This is a genomic window from Sulfurimonas sp. NW7 (assembly GCF_051132265.1).
Classification (GTDB): domain Bacteria; phylum Campylobacterota; class Campylobacteria; order Campylobacterales; family Sulfurimonadaceae; genus Sulfurimonas; species Sulfurimonas hydrogeniphila.
Genome location: NZ_CP093235.1, coordinates 156,035 through 174,878 on the forward strand (window position 1 = coordinate 156,035; position 18,844 = coordinate 174,878).

The 18,844-nt window shown below is 36.4% G+C and carries 24 protein-coding genes; 16 read left to right on the forward strand and 8 right to left on the reverse strand.

The features are described 5' to 3' along the window. Window positions 1-2 precede the first annotated feature (2 nt). From MLC35_RS00745 to MLC35_RS00765, 5 genes are read left to right on the forward strand one after another with little or no spacing between them, the layout of a single operon-like run. Window positions 3-785: a transketolase gene (locus MLC35_RS00745; protein ID WP_434637289.1), complete on the forward strand. Its 783-nt coding sequence runs from the start codon at window positions 3-5 to the stop codon at window positions 783-785. After that, window positions 785-1,276, forward strand: a complete 492-nt coding sequence (locus tag MLC35_RS00750) for a transketolase (protein ID WP_434637291.1) — start codon at window positions 785-787, stop codon at window positions 1,274-1,276. The genes MLC35_RS00745 and MLC35_RS00750 overlap by 1 nt, the downstream gene beginning before the upstream one ends. Before the next feature lie 11 nt (window positions 1,277-1,287). Then, on the forward strand, window positions 1,288-2,397 hold the full coding sequence (locus MLC35_RS00755; protein ID WP_434637293.1) for a radical SAM/SPASM domain-containing protein: 1,110 nt from the start codon (window positions 1,288-1,290) through the stop codon (window positions 2,395-2,397). Between the two features lie 7 nt (window positions 2,398-2,404). After that, window positions 2,405-3,817 carry a PfkB family carbohydrate kinase gene (locus MLC35_RS00760; protein ID WP_434637295.1) on the forward strand — a complete coding sequence of 471 codons (1,413 nt, stop codon included), beginning with the start codon at window positions 2,405-2,407 and terminating at the stop codon, window positions 3,815-3,817. After that, window positions 3,818-4,519, forward strand: a complete 702-nt coding sequence (locus MLC35_RS00765; protein ID WP_434637304.1) for a nucleotidyltransferase family protein — start codon at window positions 3,818-3,820, stop codon at window positions 4,517-4,519. It begins immediately after the preceding gene. A gap of 11 nt (window positions 4,520-4,530) precedes the next feature. On the opposite strand, the gene fliD is transcribed toward MLC35_RS00765, so the two are convergent. Continuing rightward, window positions 4,531-5,922 (reverse strand): flagellar filament capping protein FliD, encoded by a 1,392-nt coding sequence (fliD, locus tag MLC35_RS00770; protein WP_434637306.1) that lies wholly within the window; start codon window positions 5,920-5,922, stop codon window positions 4,531-4,533. 158 nt (window positions 5,923-6,080) lie between these two features. Here fliD and fliS point away from each other — a divergent pair, with 158 nt between their 5' ends. Both fliS and MLC35_RS00780 read left to right on the forward strand, forming a co-directional pair. Continuing rightward, window positions 6,081-6,455 (forward strand): flagellar export chaperone FliS, encoded by a 375-nt coding sequence (gene fliS, locus MLC35_RS00775; protein ID WP_151901308.1) that lies wholly within the window; start codon window positions 6,081-6,083, stop codon window positions 6,453-6,455. Further along, window positions 6,442-6,696: a hypothetical protein gene (locus tag MLC35_RS00780; RefSeq protein WP_151901307.1), complete on the forward strand. Its 255-nt coding sequence runs from the start codon at window positions 6,442-6,444 to the stop codon at window positions 6,694-6,696. Before fliS ends, MLC35_RS00780 begins: the two co-directional genes overlap by 14 nt. Here the strand turns inward: MLC35_RS00780 and MLC35_RS00785 are convergent. After that, a complete protein-coding gene (locus MLC35_RS00785; protein ID WP_434637308.1) occupies window positions 6,686-7,393 on the reverse strand; it encodes an SDR family oxidoreductase in 708 nt (235 codons plus the stop codon). The two genes, MLC35_RS00780 and MLC35_RS00785, sit on opposite strands and share 11 nt — an antisense overlap. Before the next feature lie 69 nt (window positions 7,394-7,462). Between MLC35_RS00785 and MLC35_RS00790 the strand changes: the two genes are divergently transcribed. The 3 genes from MLC35_RS00790 to MLC35_RS00800 are packed head-to-tail and all read left to right on the forward strand — an operon-like array spanning window position 7,463 to window position 10,219. After that, window positions 7,463-8,290: an HAD-IIB family hydrolase gene (locus MLC35_RS00790; RefSeq protein ID WP_434637311.1), complete on the forward strand. Its 828-nt coding sequence runs from the start codon at window positions 7,463-7,465 to the stop codon at window positions 8,288-8,290. Further along, window positions 8,283-9,530 carry a sugar MFS transporter gene (locus tag MLC35_RS00795; protein WP_434637313.1) on the forward strand — a complete coding sequence of 416 codons (1,248 nt, stop codon included), beginning with the start codon at window positions 8,283-8,285 and terminating at the stop codon, window positions 9,528-9,530. The genes MLC35_RS00790 and MLC35_RS00795 overlap by 8 nt, the downstream gene beginning before the upstream one ends. Then, a complete protein-coding gene (locus tag MLC35_RS00800; protein ID WP_434637315.1) occupies window positions 9,518-10,219 on the forward strand; it encodes an SIR2 family NAD-dependent protein deacylase in 702 nt (233 codons plus the stop codon). The genes MLC35_RS00795 and MLC35_RS00800 overlap by 13 nt, the downstream gene beginning before the upstream one ends. A 19-nt stretch (window positions 10,220-10,238) precedes the next feature. Here the strand turns inward: MLC35_RS00800 and MLC35_RS00805 are convergent, their stop codons facing one another. Continuing rightward, window positions 10,239-10,673, reverse strand: a complete 435-nt coding sequence (locus tag MLC35_RS00805; RefSeq protein WP_434637317.1) for a globin domain-containing protein — start codon at window positions 10,671-10,673, stop codon at window positions 10,239-10,241. Window positions 10,674-10,807: 134 nt separating this feature from the next. Here MLC35_RS00805 and MLC35_RS00810 point away from each other — a divergent pair, with 134 nt between their 5' ends. Further along, window positions 10,808-11,221, forward strand: coding sequence for an RrF2 family transcriptional regulator (locus MLC35_RS00810; RefSeq protein WP_151901302.1), 414 nt, complete (start codon window positions 10,808-10,810; stop codon window positions 11,219-11,221). Window positions 11,222-11,411: 190 nt separating this feature from the next. Here the strand turns inward: MLC35_RS00810 and MLC35_RS00815 are convergent, their stop codons facing one another. The 5 genes from MLC35_RS00815 to istA all read right to left on the reverse strand — a co-directional run bounded on the left by MLC35_RS00815 (window position 11,412) and on the right by istA (window position 14,619). Further along, complete coding sequence (locus MLC35_RS00815) at window positions 11,412-11,621, reverse strand: hypothetical protein (protein WP_151901299.1); 210 nt, start codon at window positions 11,619-11,621, stop codon at window positions 11,412-11,414. Next, complete coding sequence (locus tag MLC35_RS00820) at window positions 11,608-12,273, reverse strand: zeta toxin family protein (protein WP_151901298.1); 666 nt, start codon at window positions 12,271-12,273, stop codon at window positions 11,608-11,610. Before MLC35_RS00820 ends, MLC35_RS00815 begins: the two co-directional genes overlap by 14 nt. A 56-nt stretch (window positions 12,274-12,329) precedes the next feature. Next, window positions 12,330-12,581, reverse strand: coding sequence for a hypothetical protein (locus tag MLC35_RS00825; protein ID WP_434637320.1), 252 nt, complete (start codon window positions 12,579-12,581; stop codon window positions 12,330-12,332). 116 nt (window positions 12,582-12,697) lie between these two features. Continuing rightward, window positions 12,698-13,516 (reverse strand): IS21-like element helper ATPase IstB, encoded by an 819-nt coding sequence (gene istB, locus MLC35_RS00830; RefSeq protein WP_434579842.1) that lies wholly within the window; start codon window positions 13,514-13,516, stop codon window positions 12,698-12,700. Beyond that, window positions 13,507-14,619: an IS21 family transposase gene (gene istA, locus MLC35_RS00835; RefSeq protein ID WP_434579843.1), complete on the reverse strand. Its 1,113-nt coding sequence runs from the start codon at window positions 14,617-14,619 to the stop codon at window positions 13,507-13,509. Before istA ends, istB begins: the two co-directional genes overlap by 10 nt. 173 nt (window positions 14,620-14,792) lie before the next feature. On the opposite strand from istA, the gene MLC35_RS00840 reads away from it, so the two are divergent. The 5 genes from MLC35_RS00840 (at window position 14,793) to MLC35_RS00860 (ending at window position 18,841) form a co-directional block, all read left to right on the forward strand. Beyond that, window positions 14,793-15,098, forward strand: a complete 306-nt coding sequence (locus MLC35_RS00840) for a hypothetical protein (RefSeq protein WP_434637322.1) — start codon at window positions 14,793-14,795, stop codon at window positions 15,096-15,098. 81 nt (window positions 15,099-15,179) lie between these two features. Further along, complete coding sequence (locus MLC35_RS00845) at window positions 15,180-16,280, forward strand: tyrosine-type recombinase/integrase (RefSeq protein WP_151901284.1); 1,101 nt, start codon at window positions 15,180-15,182, stop codon at window positions 16,278-16,280. 297 nt (window positions 16,281-16,577) lie between these two features. Further along, window positions 16,578-17,708 carry a tyrosine-type recombinase/integrase gene (locus tag MLC35_RS00850; protein ID WP_434637324.1) on the forward strand — a complete coding sequence of 377 codons (1,131 nt, stop codon included), beginning with the start codon at window positions 16,578-16,580 and terminating at the stop codon, window positions 17,706-17,708. A 38-nt stretch (window positions 17,709-17,746) separates the two neighbouring features. Next, window positions 17,747-18,148, forward strand: coding sequence for a hypothetical protein (locus tag MLC35_RS00855; protein ID WP_434637326.1), 402 nt, complete (start codon window positions 17,747-17,749; stop codon window positions 18,146-18,148). A gap of 405 nt (window positions 18,149-18,553) precedes the next feature. Then, the gene (locus MLC35_RS00860; protein WP_434637328.1) at window positions 18,554-18,841 is read left to right on the forward strand and encodes a helix-turn-helix domain-containing protein; all 288 of its coding nucleotides are present in this window, start codon (window positions 18,554-18,556) and stop codon (window positions 18,839-18,841) included. Window positions 18,842-18,844 lie beyond the last annotated feature (3 nt).

Sequence of the window (18,844 nt, forward strand, 5' to 3'; positions counted from 1 at the left end):
TTTTGTTAGATGCAAAAGAGATAAGAAAAAAAACAATAGAACTCTCCTGCAAAACAGGAGCAGGACACTTGGCACCCTCACTAAGTACCGTCGAAATGCTGAGTGTCCTCTTTAGAGATTTTTTGCACTATAACAAAAAAAATGCTCAGGATGAAAGCCGTGACAGGCTCATATTTTCCAAAGGGCATGGTGCCTATGCGTACTATGTGATCTTAAACGAGCTTGGTTTTTTGCCAAAAGAAGAACTGGATAATTTTTATAAGGGAGCATCCATTAAAGGATGTTTGACACAAAATTTGGACTATATGATAGAAGCCTCGACCGGCTCACTCGGACACGGACTGCCTATAGCCGTTGGGATGGCACAGGCTTTTAAAATGCAAAACAAAACAAACAAGGTTGTCTGTATCGTCGGAGATGGAGAGATGCAGGAGGGGAGCAACTTTGAAGCCTTGGCGCTTGCATACAGATTCCAACTTGACAATCTTCTTTTGATTGTCGATGCAAACGAACTGCAGGCGATGGACAGAGTGGCAGATGTGGGGCTTGATAATGAGAGACTGGCAAAAGTCTTGCACAGTTATACGGATAATTTCTCAAAAATAGACGGGCACAACGAAGATGCTTTACATGTAAGCTTAGAGAACTTTTTTCATACAAAAAATGACAACTTCTCCATTGTGTTTTGTGATACGCTCAAGGGCAAGGGCGTAGCGGTTTGTGAAAATTCTATAGCCCATCATTTTCGATGCCCGACGCAAGACGGCTATGTTTTGGGGGTGTGATGATGAGTAAATTAGTCGGTAAAAAAGAAGTTATGGCAGAAATATATAGTTATTTTAAAAATGATGAAAAGATGGTCTTGCTGGTCGGCGATATGGGCTTTGCCGTGTTGGATGATTTTTTTGACAATCATAAAGAGCGAACATTTAACACGGGAATATGCGAGCAGGCAACCATGAGCATGAGTGCGGGAATGTATTTGGCAGGGTTGAAGCCGCTTGTTTACTCTCAGGTGCCTTTTTTGGTGATGCGTGCGTATGAGCAGATTCGTTATGATCTAAACGAACACAAAATGAATGTTAAACTTATCGGTGTAGGTGCCGATAATTATTTTTCTAGTTTGGGCAGAAGTCATTGTATGGATGATGATGACATAGCCATGATGAAAATGTTTAAAAATTTTAAAATATTTGCACCGACACAAGAGACGCTGCAAGAAGATATAAAAAATATGTTTGCCTATGACGGGCCTGCCTATTTGAGATGCTTATAAATGGAGAATAAATGTCAGAATTAATACTAGATGGATCTAAAATACTATGGCATCAAGAGCGCTTGGAGCAATGGAAAAGAGGGGAAAGAATTGTCCCTATCACCATTGATATGGCACTGACACAGGCTTGTCAGTATAACTGTGTCTTTTGTTATGCAAATATGCAGAGAAACAAACCGCATAAGATTACTTTTGAAATTATGAAAAACTTTTTGGATGACTGTGCCGAGGTGGGAGTCAAAGCCATCAGTCTCGTGAGTGACGGGGAAAGTACGGCAAATCCTATATACGAAGATGTCATCGTTTATGGCAAAAAAGTCGGTTTGGATATGGCTATAGCAACCCATGGAAATACACTTACAGAAGATGTGCTAAGAAAAATTTTGCCGGCTTTGACCTATTTGCGCTTTAACTTCAGTGCGGGAACACCACAAAGGTACAGCGAGATAATGGGTGTTCCGGTTGAGAAGTATTATGAAACCTGCGAAAATATCAAAATGGCGATGCAGATAAAAAAAGAGATGAATCTTGATGTGACTATCGGGATGCAGATGGTCTTGATGCCGCAGGATGCGGATGAGATTATTCCTCTTGCAAAACTCGGTAAAGAGTTGCGACCTGATTATCTGGTCATTAAACATTGCAGTGACGATGAAGAGGGAACCCTGGGGGTTGATTATGATAAATATGATGACCTGGTTGACCTTTTAAAAGAAGCAGAGAGCTACAGTGACGAGGAATATTTCGTCAAAGCTAAATGGTCCAAGATTCTTTCTAAGGGCAAAAGGAACTACAGCAGATGTCACGGTACGCCTTTTCATCTGCAAATGTCCGGAACAGGTCTGATAGCCCCGTGCGGGAGCTTTTTCAATGAAAAATACAAGCAGTACCATATAGCCAATATAACAGAACCGGGAGTGCGTTTTAAAGATATACTCAAAAGCGAGAGATACTGGGAAGTGATGGATTTCCTGGCATCGGACAAGTTTGATGCCTGCTCGATGTGCGAAACATTATGTTTGCAGGATAAGACAAATGAAGTGCTTGATGCCTATAAAAAAGGACAACATGCGCTGACACGTCCAAGCGGTGATTTACCGCAGCATCTCAATTTTATTTAGTATGGCTATGAAAAAAGTATTTGTATCGGGTGATTTCAATGTACTGCACCCCGGGCATTTGAGATTGTTGAAATTTGCCAAAGAGAGCGGGGATTACCTTGTTGTCGGTGTCAACAGTGATAAAATCAGCCAAAAAGGTATTTCTCAAGATATCAGACTGGAGTCCATCAATGCTACGAGCTATGTGGATGAAGCGTTTATTTTGGATGTTCCGGCACTTGAGTACATTAAGCAAAACAGACCGGAGATTGTTGTCAAGGGAAAAGAGTTCGCAAATAAATCAAATGCGGAACTGGAGGTTATCAGTGCCTATGGCGGAAAACTTCTTTTTAGCTCCGGAGAGATAGGTTTTTCTTCTATAGATTTATTAAAGCAGGAATTCGCTGCACTCAATTATAAAGTAGAACATAACAGTTCGTATTTGCAACGCCACTCTTTTGATATGGCACATTTAAATGCCATTATAGAAAAATTTTCACAACTTAATGTTTTGGTCATAGGTGATTCCATTGTAGATGAGTACATTATTTGTGAGCCTTTGGGGATGAGTCAGGAGGACCCGACTATCGTCGTAACGCCTCTTGTAAGCGATAAATTCATAGGAGGTGCCGCCATCGTTGCCAGTCATGCAAAAACGCTCGGTGCAAACGTAAAGTTTGTTTCTGTTGTCGGAGATGATGAAAATTTTAACTATTTGGACGAGGGGCTTAAAAAACTCGATATTGACGCGAAATTATATAAAGACACGACAAGACCCACTACGCTCAAACAAAGATTTCGTGCCAATACAAAAACACTGCTGCGTGTCAATCATCTTAAACAGCACACTATTGCAACAGATATAGAGGAAAAAATTCTTCAAGACGTCAAAGAAAATATAGAGCGTACGGATTTGATTATTTTTTCAGATTTCAGTTACGGTGTACTGAGTAAAAAGATTATTGATACCATTACAACAATGGGGCGTGAGGCAGGTATATTAATGGCCGCTGATTCTCAAAGCTCCTCACAAGTCGGGGATATTTCAAAATTTAACAATATGACGTTGGTCACGCCTACTGAGAGAGAAATCAGGCTTTCTTTAAATGATTTTGAATCGGGTTTGGTGGTGCTTTCGGACAAACTGGTAAAAAAATCACAGGCAAAATATGTATTTACAACACTCGGGGCAGAGGGTATTTTAATATATAACAATTGTGAAGATGACCTGCTGACAGATAATATAAACGCTTTGGGAAATGTAGTACGTGATGTCAGCGGAGCAGGGGATTCTCTGCTTACATGTAGCGCGATGGCGTTGGCAGTGGGTGCAAATATCTGGCAGAGTGCCTATTTGGGTTCTTTGGCCTCTGCGATTCAGGTAAGCCGGGTCGGCAATATTCCCATTCAAAAAGATGAACTTTTACAGGAGCTGGAGTAAATGAAGGCCTTGTTGCTTGCAGGCGGACTGGGTACACGGCTGCGTCCCGTTACGGATTTTATTCCAAAGTGTCTGGTGCCTGTTCACGGGAAGCCTTTGCTGGATTACTGGCTTGAGAATTTGAGTGCAGCAGGAGTTGATGAGTTTTTGATAAATACATCCTATCTTGCCGAACAGGTGTTGGCATGGAAGGAGAAGAGTTCTTTTTGTGAACAAATAACGCTTGTGCATGAAGAGCAATTGCTTAATACAGGAGGAACACTGCTGCAAAATCAAAATTTTTTTGATGAGGAGGCATTCTTCTTGATTCATGCCGACAACTTGTCATTTTGTGATTTTCAGGCATTTGTCAACGCACACAAAACGCGTCCGAAAATCTGTGAGATCACAATGATGACATTTAAGACAGATACACCGTCATCTTGTGGAATAGTTGAATTGGATGAAAAAGAAATAGTACAGCATTTTTTTGAAAAAGTAGAAAACCCGCCTTCAAATTTGGCAAACGGTGCTGTCTATATCTGTGAGCCGACGCTGTTTCCTTTTCTGAAAAGTTTGCATAAAAAAAATATAGATTTTAGTCTGGATGTTTTACCTCATTTTATGGGAAAGATATACACTTATGAAAACAGAGTGTATCACAGGGATATTGGAACTGTAAAAAGTTATGCCTTGGCACAGATAGAATATCTGTACGTATAAGTGCAAGATGGCTAGTTGTTACTGTTAAGTTGCGCTGAGATGATTTGCTGCAGTGATGAAAACTGGGAGTTGAGTCTGCTGATTATTCCGTCGTATGCAGTGAATCTTTTGGTCATAATTTCATATCTTGTATCAAGAGAAGCCTGGGCTTTTTCTTTTGCATCGGCTAAATTTTTGGCATCTTTTGTCAGTCCACTGTCAAAATTTGAGAGAAGCCCGCTATACCCGGTATATTGTTTTACTTTATCATCGAGATTTGTAAAGAAACCTGTTACAGTATTGCCGTTGCTGTCTGTTCCTCCTGCAAAAAAAGTTTTAACACTTGCGGAATCAGTTTGCAGTTTTGACTCCAAAACACTACTGTCAAAACTCATTACTCCGTATCTGTCTATATCAATTCCGTAGTCCATAAGAGATCCTGAACTAAAACGGCTTGTTACAGTACCTGCGATATCTCTTTTTAGCCCGTTAACAAAGCTGTCTCCCTGGAAGATTCCCCGCTTTCCCTGCTCTTTGTCAAAAATGGTCATATCGTTAAGGTTGGTCATTAAGGTATTATAGTTGTCAACAAACATTTGCATTTCATCAACAATTTTTTGAGTATCTTGATTGATGGTAACATTGGAAATGTCCCCCTCCGTTTTGAGCGTAATAGTTACACCTAAAATCAAGTCACTTATTTCATTGGTTGAGCGTGTTGCTGTGATTCCGTTGAATTTAAAAACAGCATCTGTAGCGTTTTGTATTTTCTGGTAGCCGTCTGTTACAGTCGTGTCAAAAAGAGCCGCATCAAGTGAACCTGTTCCATTGGTTCCGTCATCTGTATCAGTTATCGTGATAGCTTGATTTGCGCCAGTTAGTTTAGAGGAGAGTACAAGACTGAATGCTCCGGAGCTTGTCTCTAAAATGGAGGCATCTATCTGGGTTCCTGCAATATCTGTTATGGATTGTGTCAGGCTTTCAAGTGTTGTTGTCGCATCATAGTTAATGTTATAGGTCGTGCCGTTGATATCAAGGTTCAAAACGCCGGCTGCAGAAGCGATGGGCGTAGTTTTACTGTTTAGTGCACCGAGTTTTGTAATATCTTTTTTGGCTAATGTAACTGTTTCGAGAGTAAAAGAGTCAACATTGGCTCCGGCATCAACCGTAACTTCGGCAGCTCCGCTTACATCAACTGTTTTATTGTCAAAAAGAGTATCGTTACTAAGGGCAAAAGTACTTCCCTTAAAGCTATTCATATATGAAGAGAGGAGGTCATATGATTGCTGTTTTTGATTGTTTGTTTCAATTTTTCTGTCAATAGGGTCAATTATTTTTGCCGTGTCGGCTGCTTTGAGTTGGTCGATAACATCTGCTGTTAAAACACCTGAACCTATACCGAGTGAACTGATGTTTCCTGCCATAATAAATTCCTTCTTTCAATAATTATAACTATATCGTCTTAAGCGATAAAAACTTTAGCATAATTGACAATGTTTTTTTATAAATTTATGTTCAAGTTATTCATAATGTTGCCGATATACATTGAATGAACAATGAAGAAAAACAAAAGGAATCTGCGATGTACAGTAATGCAGCTTATAATATTTACAATCAAAACAATGTCAATATAGAATCACCGGAAAAATTAATAGAAATGATGTATGAGGGTGTTTTACGTTTTAATGCACAGGCAAAAAAAGCTATTTTGGATGAAGATAATGCGAAAAAAGTATATTGGATAAACCGTGCCGTTTCAGTAATTGTAGAACTGATTGCAGTGCTGGATAAATCGCAGGGAGAGGTTGCTGTATATCTGGACGGACTTTATAATTATCAGATCCAATTATTAAGTTATGCAAATATTGAAAACAATACAGCAAAAATTGATGAGGTAAGTAATGTTTTCAAAGGTTTGCTTGCAGGATGGAGAGAAACAACTGATGTGGCATACTAAACTGCAGATTGCCATTATAGAAAAAAATGCACAACGCATTGATATACTTGTATCACAAATGCCAAAGTTTGAGACAATAGAGCAGATGAAATCTGCTGCTTTACTTATAAAAGAGGCATTAAAAGTTGTAAGGCAACTGAAAAGTGAAACAGGAGAGACTTTAAAAAAGTTACGCCAGCATCAAGATTTTTTAGGTGCAACTGCTCCAATGACAAATAATAAGTTTGACATCACCTCTTAGCTTTTTTAGCAATTCCGAAATGTAAACTTCTGAGAGTATACTCAGTGACCACGGCACCTTTTCGCATGGTGAGTATATGCTCTACAGCATCGGCAATATCCGCAGCAATCAGCCTCTCATCTTCTTTTGGACTGACATCAAAACGCAGCTCATCATAAAAGCTGCTTTGTGTCATATCCGGATTTATGTTTGTTATACTGAGTCTGCTTTTTCTGGTTTCTTCGAAAAGGGCATCGCCAAAAGCTTTGAGACCTGCTTTTGTAGCTGAGTAAACGGCTGCAAATTTACTTGCCCGTAAGGCTTCAATGGAGTTGATATTGATGAGGTAGCCTTCATTTTCTTTGAGAGAACGCAGTGAGGCATTTGTGAGTAACATCGGAGCGGTAAGGTTTAAAAATGTCATGGCGGTGATAGTGTTTACATGTAACTCTTCATGCGGTTCAAAACGGCCGAAACCTGCGCAGTTTACATGTAAAAAGAGATTTTCTTTTTTAAGTTTTTCACATAGTTTTATTGTCTCTTTTTCTTCTGCGAGGTTACATGTAACTGCCTGAAAGTTTACATGACTGAAATCCTTCTCCTGTATACTTCTGCTAACACCTAACACTTCAAACCCGAGTGTTAGCAGTCTGTTTGTTATAGCTTTTCCTATGCCGCTGCTTGCTCCGGTGACTACTGCTTTTTTACGACTCGACATTTAGTGCCTTCCTGTATTGAAATTTAGTTCTTGTCAAATTTATTTTCACAATTTTGATATACTATATGTATGAAAAATATTTACATAACGGACCTGGATCACACATTTTTACGGAGTGATTTGTCTTTGAGTGATTATACTAAAAATATATGGAACTCGTATGCAGACAGATCGATTTTATCTGTTGCAACAGCAAGAACCTATAAAAAAACGGCACAGTTTTTACAAGGTGTGCATGTGAATGCGCCGATGATACTGCTTGACGGTGCACTCATAGCGACAATGGATAAAAAGATCATTGATACAAAGTTTGTGACCAAAGAAGCAGGCGACACTATCATAGAAGAGGGTACAAAACTCGGCATTTATCCTTTTGTACTTTCTTTGGTTGATGATGAACTTAATGAAGCATTTTCTTATTCTACAACGCTCAACAGCTATCAAAGTGAAATAATAAAACGCTATGTGAATGATGACCATACACAGGTGTTTGAAAATTTACGAGCCATGCAGAGCAATTTTAAAATCGTTTATATGGGAGATGAAGCACTTTTAAGGGAGTTGGAAAAAAATCTCAGAGCTGTTTTTGGGGAGGAACTGAAGTATATTTTGGCACCCGAAGCCTATATGGGATGCTATTTTTTGACACTTTTGCATAAAGATGCCGATAAATCCCATGGCATACAGAGTGTCAGTGAAGCGGCCGGTTTTGATTTGAAAAAGCTAACAGTATTTGGCGATAATTTTAACGATATAGGTATGTTTAGGCTTGCAAAGACTTCCGTAGCGGTTGCAAATGCTCAAAAAGAGGTAAAAGAGTGTGCTGACATAGTGTTAAAACATACAAATGATGAGGACGGTGTGGCAAAGTATCTGCAGGAAATCAGCAATGCATAAACAGTCAAGTGTTTTGGCAATGAGCATTATAGGTGTTTTGTTTTTTATATTCGGTTTTGTAACCTGGCTCAACGGCTCTCTAATTCCCTATCTGAAAGTTATCTGTCATTTAAATGAGTTTGAAGCGCTCTTTGTGACCTTTGCTTTTTATATTGCTTACACTGTAATGGCATTGCCAATGGCTGTGATTTTGGAAGGAACAGGCTATAAAAAAGGGATGGCACTGGGACTTCTGGTCATGAGTCTTGGTGCTTTGCTTTTTATTCCCGCAGCACTGAGCGGTGAATTTTTGGTTTTTCTGACAGCACTTTTTACACTTGGAACAGGACTCACAATACTACAAACGGCATCAAATCCCTATATAGTTTTGGTAGGGCCGATAGAATCAGCGGCAATGCGTATCAGTATAATGGGACTCATCAACAAAAGTGCAGGTGTTTTGGCTCCGCTTCTTTTTACCGCATTTATATTGGCAGACATCGGTTTTGGCGTAGACCTGGAAAGTATAAATACACAAGAACTGGCACATAAGCTCATTAGCCCCTACATGACAATGGCAGGGATACTTTTTTTGTTGAGTTGTTTTGTCTGGTTCTCCTCATTGCCTGATGTGAAGTTTGAAGATGATCCGTATGATAAGGCAGGTATTTTTGCTTTTCCCCGGGTTGTATTGGGGGCTTTGGCACTCTTTTTTTATGTCGGCATAGAAGTTATAGCCGGTGATACGATTGGGCTGTACGGGCAAAGTCTGGGTATGTCCAATGCAACTGCCTTAACTGCATACACTATGGGATTTATGGTTGTCGGCTATCTTGCAGGTGTCTTTTTTATACCAAAATATTTATCGCAGGAAAAAGCACTTGTTCTTTCTGCCTTGTTTGGTATTGTTTTTTTGTTTGGAGTGGCCTTTAGCTCTGCGACTGAGTCACACATTATAACGGGCCTTCCTGACAGCGTGGCTTTTGTGGCAATGCTAGGTTTGGCAAATGCTCTTGTCTGGCCGACAATCTGGCCTTTGGCATTAAAAAATTTGGGCAAGCACACAGCCAAAGGAAGTGCATTACTCATTATGGCAATAGCAGGCGGAGCAGTTGTACCGCTTGTTTTTGGAAAAGTGGCACAACTGACACAGGATATGCAGATGTCTTATCTGATAGGCATTATTTGTTATGCAGTGATTCTGATGTATGGATTACAATGGCATAAAATGACAGGTTGGAGGAAATCATGGCAAAAGTAATAATATTCAGCGGCGCAGGAGTGAGTGCGGAGAGTGGAATTTCAACATTTCGGGACAGCGGCGGACTTTGGGAAAATTACAAAATTGAAGAGATCTGTTATGCCGGTTGCCTGGACTGGAATTATGAGGCTACGATAGGGTTTTATGACAAACGAAGAGAAGATATAAAAGATAAAAAACCAAATAAAGCACACAGTGAAATCAGCAGATTAAAAGAAAAGTATCCCGACGACATAGCAGTAATCACACAAAATGTTGATGATATGTTTGAACGTGCAGGCTGCAGAGATGTTTTACATTTGCATGGGTTTCTACCGGAAGTCAGGTGTGAAAGCTGCGGTTTTACAGATAATATAGGCTATAGGAAATTACGTGAAGCATATGAGAACTGTCCTCAATGTTCAAATAAACTACGCCCGAATATTGTCTTTTTTTCAGAACAGGCTCCGAAATACCAGGATCTGTACAATGAACTGCAAGACTGTGAAATGTTGGTTGTTATAGGAACAAGCGGCAATGTTATCAATACAGATGCTTTTTTGCAGGGAAATATCAGATATTCCATACTCAATAATTTAGAAAAAAGCAGTGCAATAAATGATGAATTGTATTCAAAAGTGCTGTATAAAAAAGCGACTGTGGCAATTGATGAAATTGTAAATGATGTAGAAGAGTTTTTAAAACCCTAGGTTTGAACCTAAGGTTAATTTAACTATTTTGTTGGCTGTAAAGCTCTTTTTCGCGTTGCATTAAAATATTGGCCAAAAATGTATATGCTTCGATCCATGCCTGTTTGTATTCATCAGTGAAATCATCACCTAAAACATCGCCCATAGCGGTGATTAAAGCATCGGCAACCATAGGATAGTGTTCCGGCTTTACTTTTGTCAGTACATGTGTATTTGCCATTTTTTCAACTGCTGCAGATAAAGCGCCAAGATTGTCAATATTTGCGGCAAAAGCTGCAATAGCACCTGCGAGTTTTTTATGCTGATCACCTTGTGCATTTGCAAACAAAGGTTTTGTTTCAGGGTATTTGCTGAAAAGTATTTCATACATACGTGTTGTTATTTTTTCGGCATTTTTTCCGACTGACGGGATTGTTTTTTTAACAGCTATTACTGTCTCTTGAGATAAGCTCATAGGATATTCCTTAATTTAATTTATGCGGAATTATATATATACTACCTTAAAGTGGTATATTGTTGTTTAACTAAAAAGCAATCTGTTATGATTTATAAGTTACAATCAATAAACTCAATTTTTCGAGGTATTTTATGCACTTTTCTAAAACAACTGAATATGCTATTCGCGCTTTGTCCTACCTGGACCGTTACCCAAATAAGGCACATTCAGTCTCTTTTTTGCATAAAGAGTTGGAGCTTCCTTATAAATACCTTACGAAACTTATGACCCAACTTGAAAAACAGGGTTTGGTACATGCCTCAAAAGGACGCAACGGAGGTTTTAACCTGGCAAAGGATTCTGAGCAAATATTTTTATGTGATATTCTTGAAGCAATAGGTGAACCGTTGGAATTTGACCGGTGTATTTTGGGTTTTGAAATGTGTGACGCGTCAAATCCCTGTGCCCTGCATTCGCAATGGGTTGAACCCAAGACAAATATTGAAAATATGCTGCAGACAACTTCTTTAGCTTCTCTTGCAAAGGACAAAGAAACGAAAATTTAATACTAGACAGCTGTGTTGATTTTTTTGAAAGATTTAAAAGAATAAATAATTAAGTGGTGCGGATGAAAGGAAACTGGGGACAACCCCTTCAAATACCACTAAATACCATAAATACAGGCTTTGAATTTTTTAGTTTTTTAAAATGAGTGCCATTTTTTGGTAGGGAATGGCACTCATTTGGCACCAGATTTTAACTGGCAAACTGTTCAGAAATTATTCTTTGCTGTTGTTTGATTGCATTGAGTTTTTTTCTATACTCTTCTGCCTCTTTAAATAATTTCATTTGTTCTTCAACATACTCTTTTGAACCTTGAATTTTATCAGCTTTTTCAATAGTTTCTCTTTGGAGCTCATTGATTCTATGAATAGCTTGTTTTATCTGTTCTTCACTTAGTATCAAAATAACCTCCTAATTTTTCTATTAATGTATCTGAGTCAATATCTTTGTAAAGGGTATCATCTCTTTTGTCTAAATAATTTAATGTAATTTTACCATTATATTGCTGTTTTATACTAATAACTGTGTGAAAAGAGTCTATATTACTTTTAACAAAAATGTCATAAGGAACTTTTCTATTAGTTACAACCTCTCTTTTAATGGCATATTCATAACAAACAGCAGGATCATTATATAAATAGTAAAGTTCAATAGTATACCCTTTGTTAATCAATCTATCAATATTCTCAACAGCTTTACTGATATTAGATAGATTACTATCTAGTATGATTGAGAAGCCTTTTTTTACAGCATAATCAAAAAGTTTACTAAAACCTTTACTGGCAGGTTTTTGAAAAGTATTTGAGTTTTGTCCATTGTATCCAATAGGTCTAAAAAACTCTCTAATTTCATCAGTATCTATATGTAGTAAATTAGGATTTTGCTCTTTTAAGAATTGAGCAAATTCAGTTTTTCCAACACCACTCATACCAGCAGTAAAAATGACTACTTTATTTTGTTCAGGCTGGATTTCATCTGTAAACTGTGCAATAAACTCTTTTTTGTTTTTATTAAGATAGTCTATTGCATTGCTAACTAGCTCTGTATCATTCAAAGTAAGCCTTTATTTTTAATAAATAATTGTACATTGTTTGTACCAATACAACAAGTTTATATCATATCTTCTAAACTGCTAACATTATTGAAGTTGTTGAAGAGTTGAAAATCTATATCATTTTCAAAAGAAAAATCTTCTTTTATAAACCCTTGCTCTAAGCCAAACTTATGCAGTATAGCAAGTTCAATTTTCTTATCTTCATACTCTTGATGCATTCTTTTATGAATCATTATTTCTTGATTGAATTCTTCAATAAACAGTTTTTTAAGTGCATCTAAAATGATTTTCTTTCTTTCTCTACTCATAGTATTAAAGGCTTCAATTAACTCTTCTGAGTTACTCTCTGATAGTAACAGTAATAAATGTCAAACGAACCCTAAAAATTTGCACTAAAAAGTAAAAAAAAGTTACAATTTGAAACTTAAACCACCACTTTGTTTTGTCCTGTTTTGTTTGAAGATTTAGCTCCAAACTTATATAAATCTGAATTGATAATTCCTGACTCTTTTTTCTCTTTTAATCTATAGCTGTCTCCTTGTATGTTGATGATGTGTGAATGATGCAGTAGTCTATCGAGGATAGCAGTTGTTACAACCTTATCACCTGCAAATACCTGTGACCACTTGCTAAAGACAAGATTGGAGGTAAGGATAGTAGAGGCTTTTTCATACCGTTTAGAGATAATCTGAAAGAAGTGATTGGCTTCCTCTTTGTTCATATTGAAATAACCTATCTCATCGATAACAAGTATTGAAGGATTGGTTACTGATTTTAAAAAGGCATCATACTTCCTCTCTTTTTTGGCTTTATTGGCATTGGCAAGTAATTCTGCAATAGTAGTAAACTTTGCTTTGTATCTGTTCTGAACTGCCTTATATGCCAAAGCAATAGCCAGATGGGTTTTGCCTACACCACACTCTCCAAGGAGAATAATGTTTTCATGCCGTTTAATAAAACCTAGAGTTGCCAACTCCTCTATTTGTTTGCGGTTAACTCCTACAGAAAAAGTATAATCAAACTGCTCAAGCGTTTTAATAGCAGGAAACCCTGCAAGTTTGGTTAGGGTGTTTTTACTTCTGTCCATTCTACTGTTATTTTCAAGCACTAAAAGTTCATGTAAGAACTGTGTATATTGCCAACTCTCTTTGGCAGCAGTGGCGGCAACAGTGTGAAACTCGTTTGCTACAGTAGAGAGTTTGAGTGATCTGCAAAGTGTTTCTATCTCCTGCTCTAGTTCCATAAAGCACCTCCCAGTTGTTGCATAGAAAAAGTTGGCAGCATACAGTAAAGCAGGGCAGCAGGGATCAGTTCATCATAACTTTGTATATCTGGTTTTGGAATATAGATAGAATCTATTGTTTGTGTTTTATTGAACTCTTGATTATTTTTTGCTACACTTTGTATTACAGCCTTTGGATGGATGCCACCATAAGGTTTAGGCAGAGAAAGCAAGTGGGGTTGCTCCTCTGCCAACAGATCAAATGGCCTTTGCAGGGTTGTTTGATGTATGCGTACATTGGCTTGCATTTCAAGCCATTTGAGTACTTCTGCATTAGCATTGTCAATATTGAGCTGATAATTTTTCATTGCAAGTTTTACACGCAGTGCGTTATGAAAACTGTAGCGTAAATAATGGTTAAATCTCTCAACTTTTCCTTTCGTCTTTGCACGGTATGGTCGACATACTTTAATAGCAAAGCCACAATGCTTGGCGAAGTCTTCAAAGAGAGGATTGAGTTTATGTTTACCTCTCCCGTACGCATTGCGTCTAATAATGACTGTGCGCATATTATCATATAGACACTCTAGTGGAACGCCTCCAAAGTATCTAAAAGCGTTCATATGGCATGCCAGCAATGTCTCTATCTTTTCATTATCAACATACTCCACATACGAAGCCCTTGAATAGCCCATTGTAGCAACGAATGCAGAGAGGTTGTCTTTTGGAAACTCTACCCAATCGACTTGCATCTGTTTGGCTGGCTCTGTTTCAAAGCGTATAAGCTTTTCACTATTTTTTATTCGCTCACGCAGTTCATATTTCTGCATTACCTGCTGGAGCCAACGCAAGCTTCCTTTGTATCCTAAAGCCTGTATCTCTTTGTAAATTACAGTGGTTGGAATAAAAGAGTTCTCCTTATGGGATATTTCCAACATCTTTGCAATATGGGGAAGATATGGATCTACAATATTTTCTACTGGTGCTCTGTTAATAACTGGTGTATACCCATCAGGAAGTTTAGAATATTTACGAACTGTCTCACGACTGATTCCCAGTCGTCTTGCTACTTCTGTTTTATTAAATCCTTGTTTTAAAAGTTTTTTTATACCCTCAAGGGGCACCCCGTCATTTGAACTTGCCTCTTATCTAACACTTGACTCCCTTCAAAAAAGATGAAACGGAGTCTATCAAAAATTAATTTGATTTTTTAAGGTTTGTGTTTAAAAAGTAACTTTTAACTCACTTCCCTTAGTGCCAATTTTAGCAGTTCGTTTGACATATTAATTTTGAGGCATTGGAACAGATTCCAGCAATGTTAAAACTATTAGAAAAAATATCAGAAGATATCAATAAACAAGTAGATAAGAGATGGCTTTCAACAAAAGAAGCAGCTCTATATCTTGGATATTCCATAGACTCCATTAATGCAAAAGTTAAAAGTGGTGACTTTCTTCCTGGATATCACTATTATCAAAACAGTTCAAAAAGAATGTTTGATAGAGCAGTGTTAGATAAATGGGTAATGGGTAAAGATTACCAAGAACTTGAAGCTGATATGAAAAATACTGTTGAAAGTATTGTAGAGAAAATTGTAGCTTAATAATAAAAGATTCATCTATTTTCAACTATAATTATAATCTGTAATTATGGTTGAAAGTGGTTTCAAATAAAAGGAAAACACATGAGACTATATGTAAAAAAAACAAAAAACAAAAAAGGTGTAAAGGAGTCACTATGGATTGATTTTACTCATAATGGAGTAAGACATAGAAAACCTTTGAACCTTGATAATACACCAGCTAATAGAAAATTGGCTGAAAAGCAAATATTACCAGCTATACAATATAAGATTAGCACAGGTGAGTTCTTTAAAAATAAAATGAAAACTGTTGATGAATATATGAAAATCTCTTTTGATTTGCAGAAGTCAAATAGAAAACAGTTTACTATTGTAGACTATATCAGTAAGTATAATAAGCATTTGCAACCTGTTTTTGGTAAAAAACTTTTAGATACTATAAAAGGTGTAGACATTACAGAATGGCAAAACAGTATGTTAGAAAAAGGTTATGCTATTGAAACTATTAAAAGTGTCAGAGGTATTTTAAGTACTATTTTTGAAGAAGCAATTAGGGCAGAACTAATTGAAAAGAATCCTGTAAAATATGCTTCTATTATGTCTAAAAGAAAACAAGTAAAAAAAGCAACTAATGAAATAGTGCCATTTAGTATTAGTGAAATAAAGAGCTTGATACAGTCTACAAGAACAGAACAAATGAAAAATTTGTATATGCTTTTGTTTACAACTGGACTAAGAGGTGGAGAAGCAATAGGTTTAGAATGGAGTAAAGTAGATTTTGAGAAAATGGAGATTGAAATAAGTTCTCAAATTGGTAGGGGAGTTGTTGGATCACCAAAATGGGACTCATTTAGAACTGTTCCAATAACAGAAGCATTACTTCCTTATTTACAAAAGCAATTTGAAATGACAGGAGATAAAAATTCTTATGTCTTTTTAAATACTTGCTCTAAACCATTTTGGGATATTTCTAAAATTAGAGAAGGTGAATGGACAAAAGACTTAGCAAGAGCTGGTATCAAGTATAGAAAAATTCACCAAACTAGACATACATTTTGTTCTACACATATTAGTGCAGGAGAAGATATAAATTTGATTAGTAAAATTGCTGGGCATAGTTCAACAAGAATGACACTTGAAGTTTATTCAAAATATATTCCAAGAGATTTGGGTGATTTTGGAAAAGCTTTTAATAATATATAGACACTGAATGGCACTCATTTGGCACCAAGTAATTTTGATAATCTCTGAAAGTAAGTATTTTAGGGGTTGTTTAGTTGAGTGGTGCGGATGAAAGGACTTGAAAAATAGCATATTTTCAAGTTTCTTAAAGTATTGTCAATTATCCTCAAGTATCGCCTGTATAAGGCTTTTATAGAGTTTTTGTTTTATCATCTAAAATCAAGTAAAATCATCTTTTTTCAAAAATGGTGACTAATTAGTCACCAGATTAGTCACCAAAATCATGTTATACTTCTTTATCAATTTAGTGAGTATAATATGGCAAAATTTATAAATTCTAAAAAATATGAGGGCGTACAATACTATCTTAAAGAAAACGGTTATAAAACTTATTATGTACGATATCGAGATGAACAGAATAAACTAAAACGAGTAAAAATTGGTTGTGAGACAGAAGGTGTTACTGAGGTTTATTGCAGAAATAAACGGGTTGAAATTCTCAATGCGCTTATTAAGGGAGAACAGCCACCAAAAATCGTAAAATCTCGAACAAGAAAAATTTTAACTTTGGACTATGTTGCAAAAAAATATTTTGAAACCAAAGATGATTCAAAGAGTACATTTGAGCGTTTAAGCAAATATAATAAACATCTTGCTCTCGTATTAGGAATGAAAGAAATCACAAAAATCACAAAAAATGATTTACTTGATTTACAACAAAAAACATTGCAAAATGGCTTAAGCAATCAAACTGCAAATATGATTGTTGAGCTATTTGGAACTATTTTTAATTATGGCTTCAAAGAAGAGATGTATGAAGCGGTAAACCCAGTTTTAAAAATTTCAAAGTTAAAAGTCAAAAATACAAGAGAAAGGTTTTTAAATAAATATGAAATAAAAGAGCTTTTTGAAGTTGCCAAAAAAGCTGATTTAGAGAATGAATACGGATGTTTATTGGAGTTGTTTTGTAAGTTATCTCTCACAACTGGTGCAAGAATGGAAAGTATCTTGCATCTAAAAAAATGCGATATTGATTTACAAAATGACATAATACGACTAACTGATTTTAAAGGTGGTGGTGAAGTTTATAGCGGTTATATTACAGATACTACAAGAGAAATTTTACATACAACACTTTCAAAAATTGGTTTTAATGACTATGTTATTTCATTTCATTACGATGGTGAAAAAATTACAGGTCGACAACTACAACGACGATTAAAGCCTATTCTTGATGAACTATTCAACAAAGGATTAAATGTGAAAGATAGAAAAAATCGTATTGTAATTCATTCTCTGCGTCATACTTTTGCATCTCAGTTAGCACTCTCAAATGTGTCTATTAGGCAAATTCAAGAGCTTTTGAATCATTCTGATATTTCACAAACTGTAAGATATGCAAAACTTCAAGATGATGCAAATAAGCAAGCACTGCAAAATATTTTTTAAATCTTGGATATAATTTTGTTTTAATTCAAGGAAGTATATTGGGCAGTAAGAATCGTATTTTATTGGGGATTTTAACAGATATAATTTTACACCATTTTCGCAATACTCTGCTCAAAAAAGAGCTTTATATTACCAAACTGAAAGTTAAAAAGATCGCAAACAAACACCCTGAAATTATTCACTTTATAACACAACATAATTTTCAAATTATTATTGATAACACGGTTGCAAGATGCGATTATAACAAGGAAGGAATCTATAACTTACTTGCCCATGTGGATGAAAAATACATACTCTATTCTGTATCAATCAATAATTTTTACTTAGAAGGTGGTACACTTTTTTATACAAGTAAACGACAATTAAAAAAATGTTTAAAATCAATAAAATTTTTTAATAAAAAGTATGAAGAGGATTTTTTGAAGTTTATAGAAAGCTAAGAGGCGGGAGGACTCGCCCCGCATCTCTCTTACACCGATACTGCCCCGCATCTCTGCCAAAGGGTGTAAGGCTTATGGATGTCCGTTTTTCCACCTCTCTTAGCTAACATACTGAGGATTATACCATTTTTTTAAAAGTTTGTAAAATTTTAACAGTGGGAGTATATTGAAAATTATCCAATATACTCCCATAAAATCTCTTCATCATCCCTAAAATAACTCCCTTCAATTTCCATATCATGACCAAGTGTCAAACGAACTGCTAAAATTGGCACTAAGGGAAGTGAGTTAAAAGTTACTTTTTAAACACAAACCTTAAAAAATCAAATTAATTTTTGATAGACTCCGTTTCATCTTTTTTGAAGGGAGTCAAGTGTTAGATAAGAGGCAAGTTCAAATGACGGGGTGCCCCTTGAGGGTATAAAAAAACTTTTAAAACAAGGATTTAATAAAACAGAAGTAGCAAGACGACTGGGAATCAGTCGTGAGACAGTTCGTAAATATTCTAAACTTCCTGATGGGTATACACCAGTTATTAACAGAGCACCAGTAGAAAATATTGTAGATCCATATCTTCCCCATATTGCAAAGATGTTGGAAATATCCCATAAGGAGAACTCTTTTATTCCAACCACTGTAATTTACAAAGAGATACAGGCTTTAGGATACAAAGGAAGCTTGCGTTGGCTCTAGCAG

What these genes read in the sequence shown, in the direction of transcription:
- MLC35_RS00750 (WP_434637291.1), top strand. Translation starts at nt 785, where the DNA reads ATGATGAGTAAATTAGTCGGTAAAAAAGAAGTTATGGCAGAAATATAT.
- MLC35_RS00755 (WP_434637293.1), top strand. Translation starts at nt 1,288, where the DNA reads ATGTCAGAATTAATACTAGATGGATCTAAAATACTATGGCATCAAGAG.
- MLC35_RS00760 (WP_434637295.1), top strand. Translation starts at nt 2,405, where the DNA reads ATGAAAAAAGTATTTGTATCGGGTGATTTCAATGTACTGCACCCCGGG.
- MLC35_RS00765 (WP_434637304.1), top strand. Translation starts at nt 3,818, where the DNA reads ATGAAGGCCTTGTTGCTTGCAGGCGGACTGGGTACACGGCTGCGTCCC.
- fliD (WP_434637306.1), bottom strand. Translation starts at nt 5,922, where the DNA reads ATGGCAGGAAACATCAGTTCACTCGGTATAGGTTCAGGTGTTTTAACA.
- fliS (WP_151901308.1), top strand. Translation starts at nt 6,081, where the DNA reads ATGTACAGTAATGCAGCTTATAATATTTACAATCAAAACAATGTCAAT.
- MLC35_RS00780 (WP_151901307.1), top strand. Translation starts at nt 6,442, where the DNA reads ATGTGGCATACTAAACTGCAGATTGCCATTATAGAAAAAAATGCACAA.
- MLC35_RS00785 (WP_434637308.1), bottom strand. Translation starts at nt 7,393, where the DNA reads ATGTCGAGTCGTAAAAAAGCAGTAGTCACCGGAGCAAGCAGCGGCATA.
- MLC35_RS00790 (WP_434637311.1), top strand. Translation starts at nt 7,463, where the DNA reads ATGAAAAATATTTACATAACGGACCTGGATCACACATTTTTACGGAGT.
- MLC35_RS00795 (WP_434637313.1), top strand. Translation starts at nt 8,283, where the DNA reads ATGCATAAACAGTCAAGTGTTTTGGCAATGAGCATTATAGGTGTTTTG.
- MLC35_RS00800 (WP_434637315.1), top strand. Translation starts at nt 9,518, where the DNA reads ATGGCAAAAGTAATAATATTCAGCGGCGCAGGAGTGAGTGCGGAGAGT.
- MLC35_RS00805 (WP_434637317.1), bottom strand. Translation starts at nt 10,673, where the DNA reads ATGAGCTTATCTCAAGAGACAGTAATAGCTGTTAAAAAAACAATCCCG.
- MLC35_RS00810 (WP_151901302.1), top strand. Translation starts at nt 10,808, where the DNA reads ATGCACTTTTCTAAAACAACTGAATATGCTATTCGCGCTTTGTCCTAC.
- MLC35_RS00825 (WP_434637320.1), bottom strand. Translation starts at nt 12,581, where the DNA reads ATGAGTAGAGAAAGAAAGAAAATCATTTTAGATGCACTTAAAAAACTG.
- istB (WP_434579842.1), bottom strand. Translation starts at nt 13,516, where the DNA reads ATGGAACTAGAGCAGGAGATAGAAACACTTTGCAGATCACTCAAACTC.
- MLC35_RS00845 (WP_151901284.1), top strand. Translation starts at nt 15,180, where the DNA reads ATGAGACTATATGTAAAAAAAACAAAAAACAAAAAAGGTGTAAAGGAG.
- MLC35_RS00850 (WP_434637324.1), top strand. Translation starts at nt 16,578, where the DNA reads ATGGCAAAATTTATAAATTCTAAAAAATATGAGGGCGTACAATACTAT.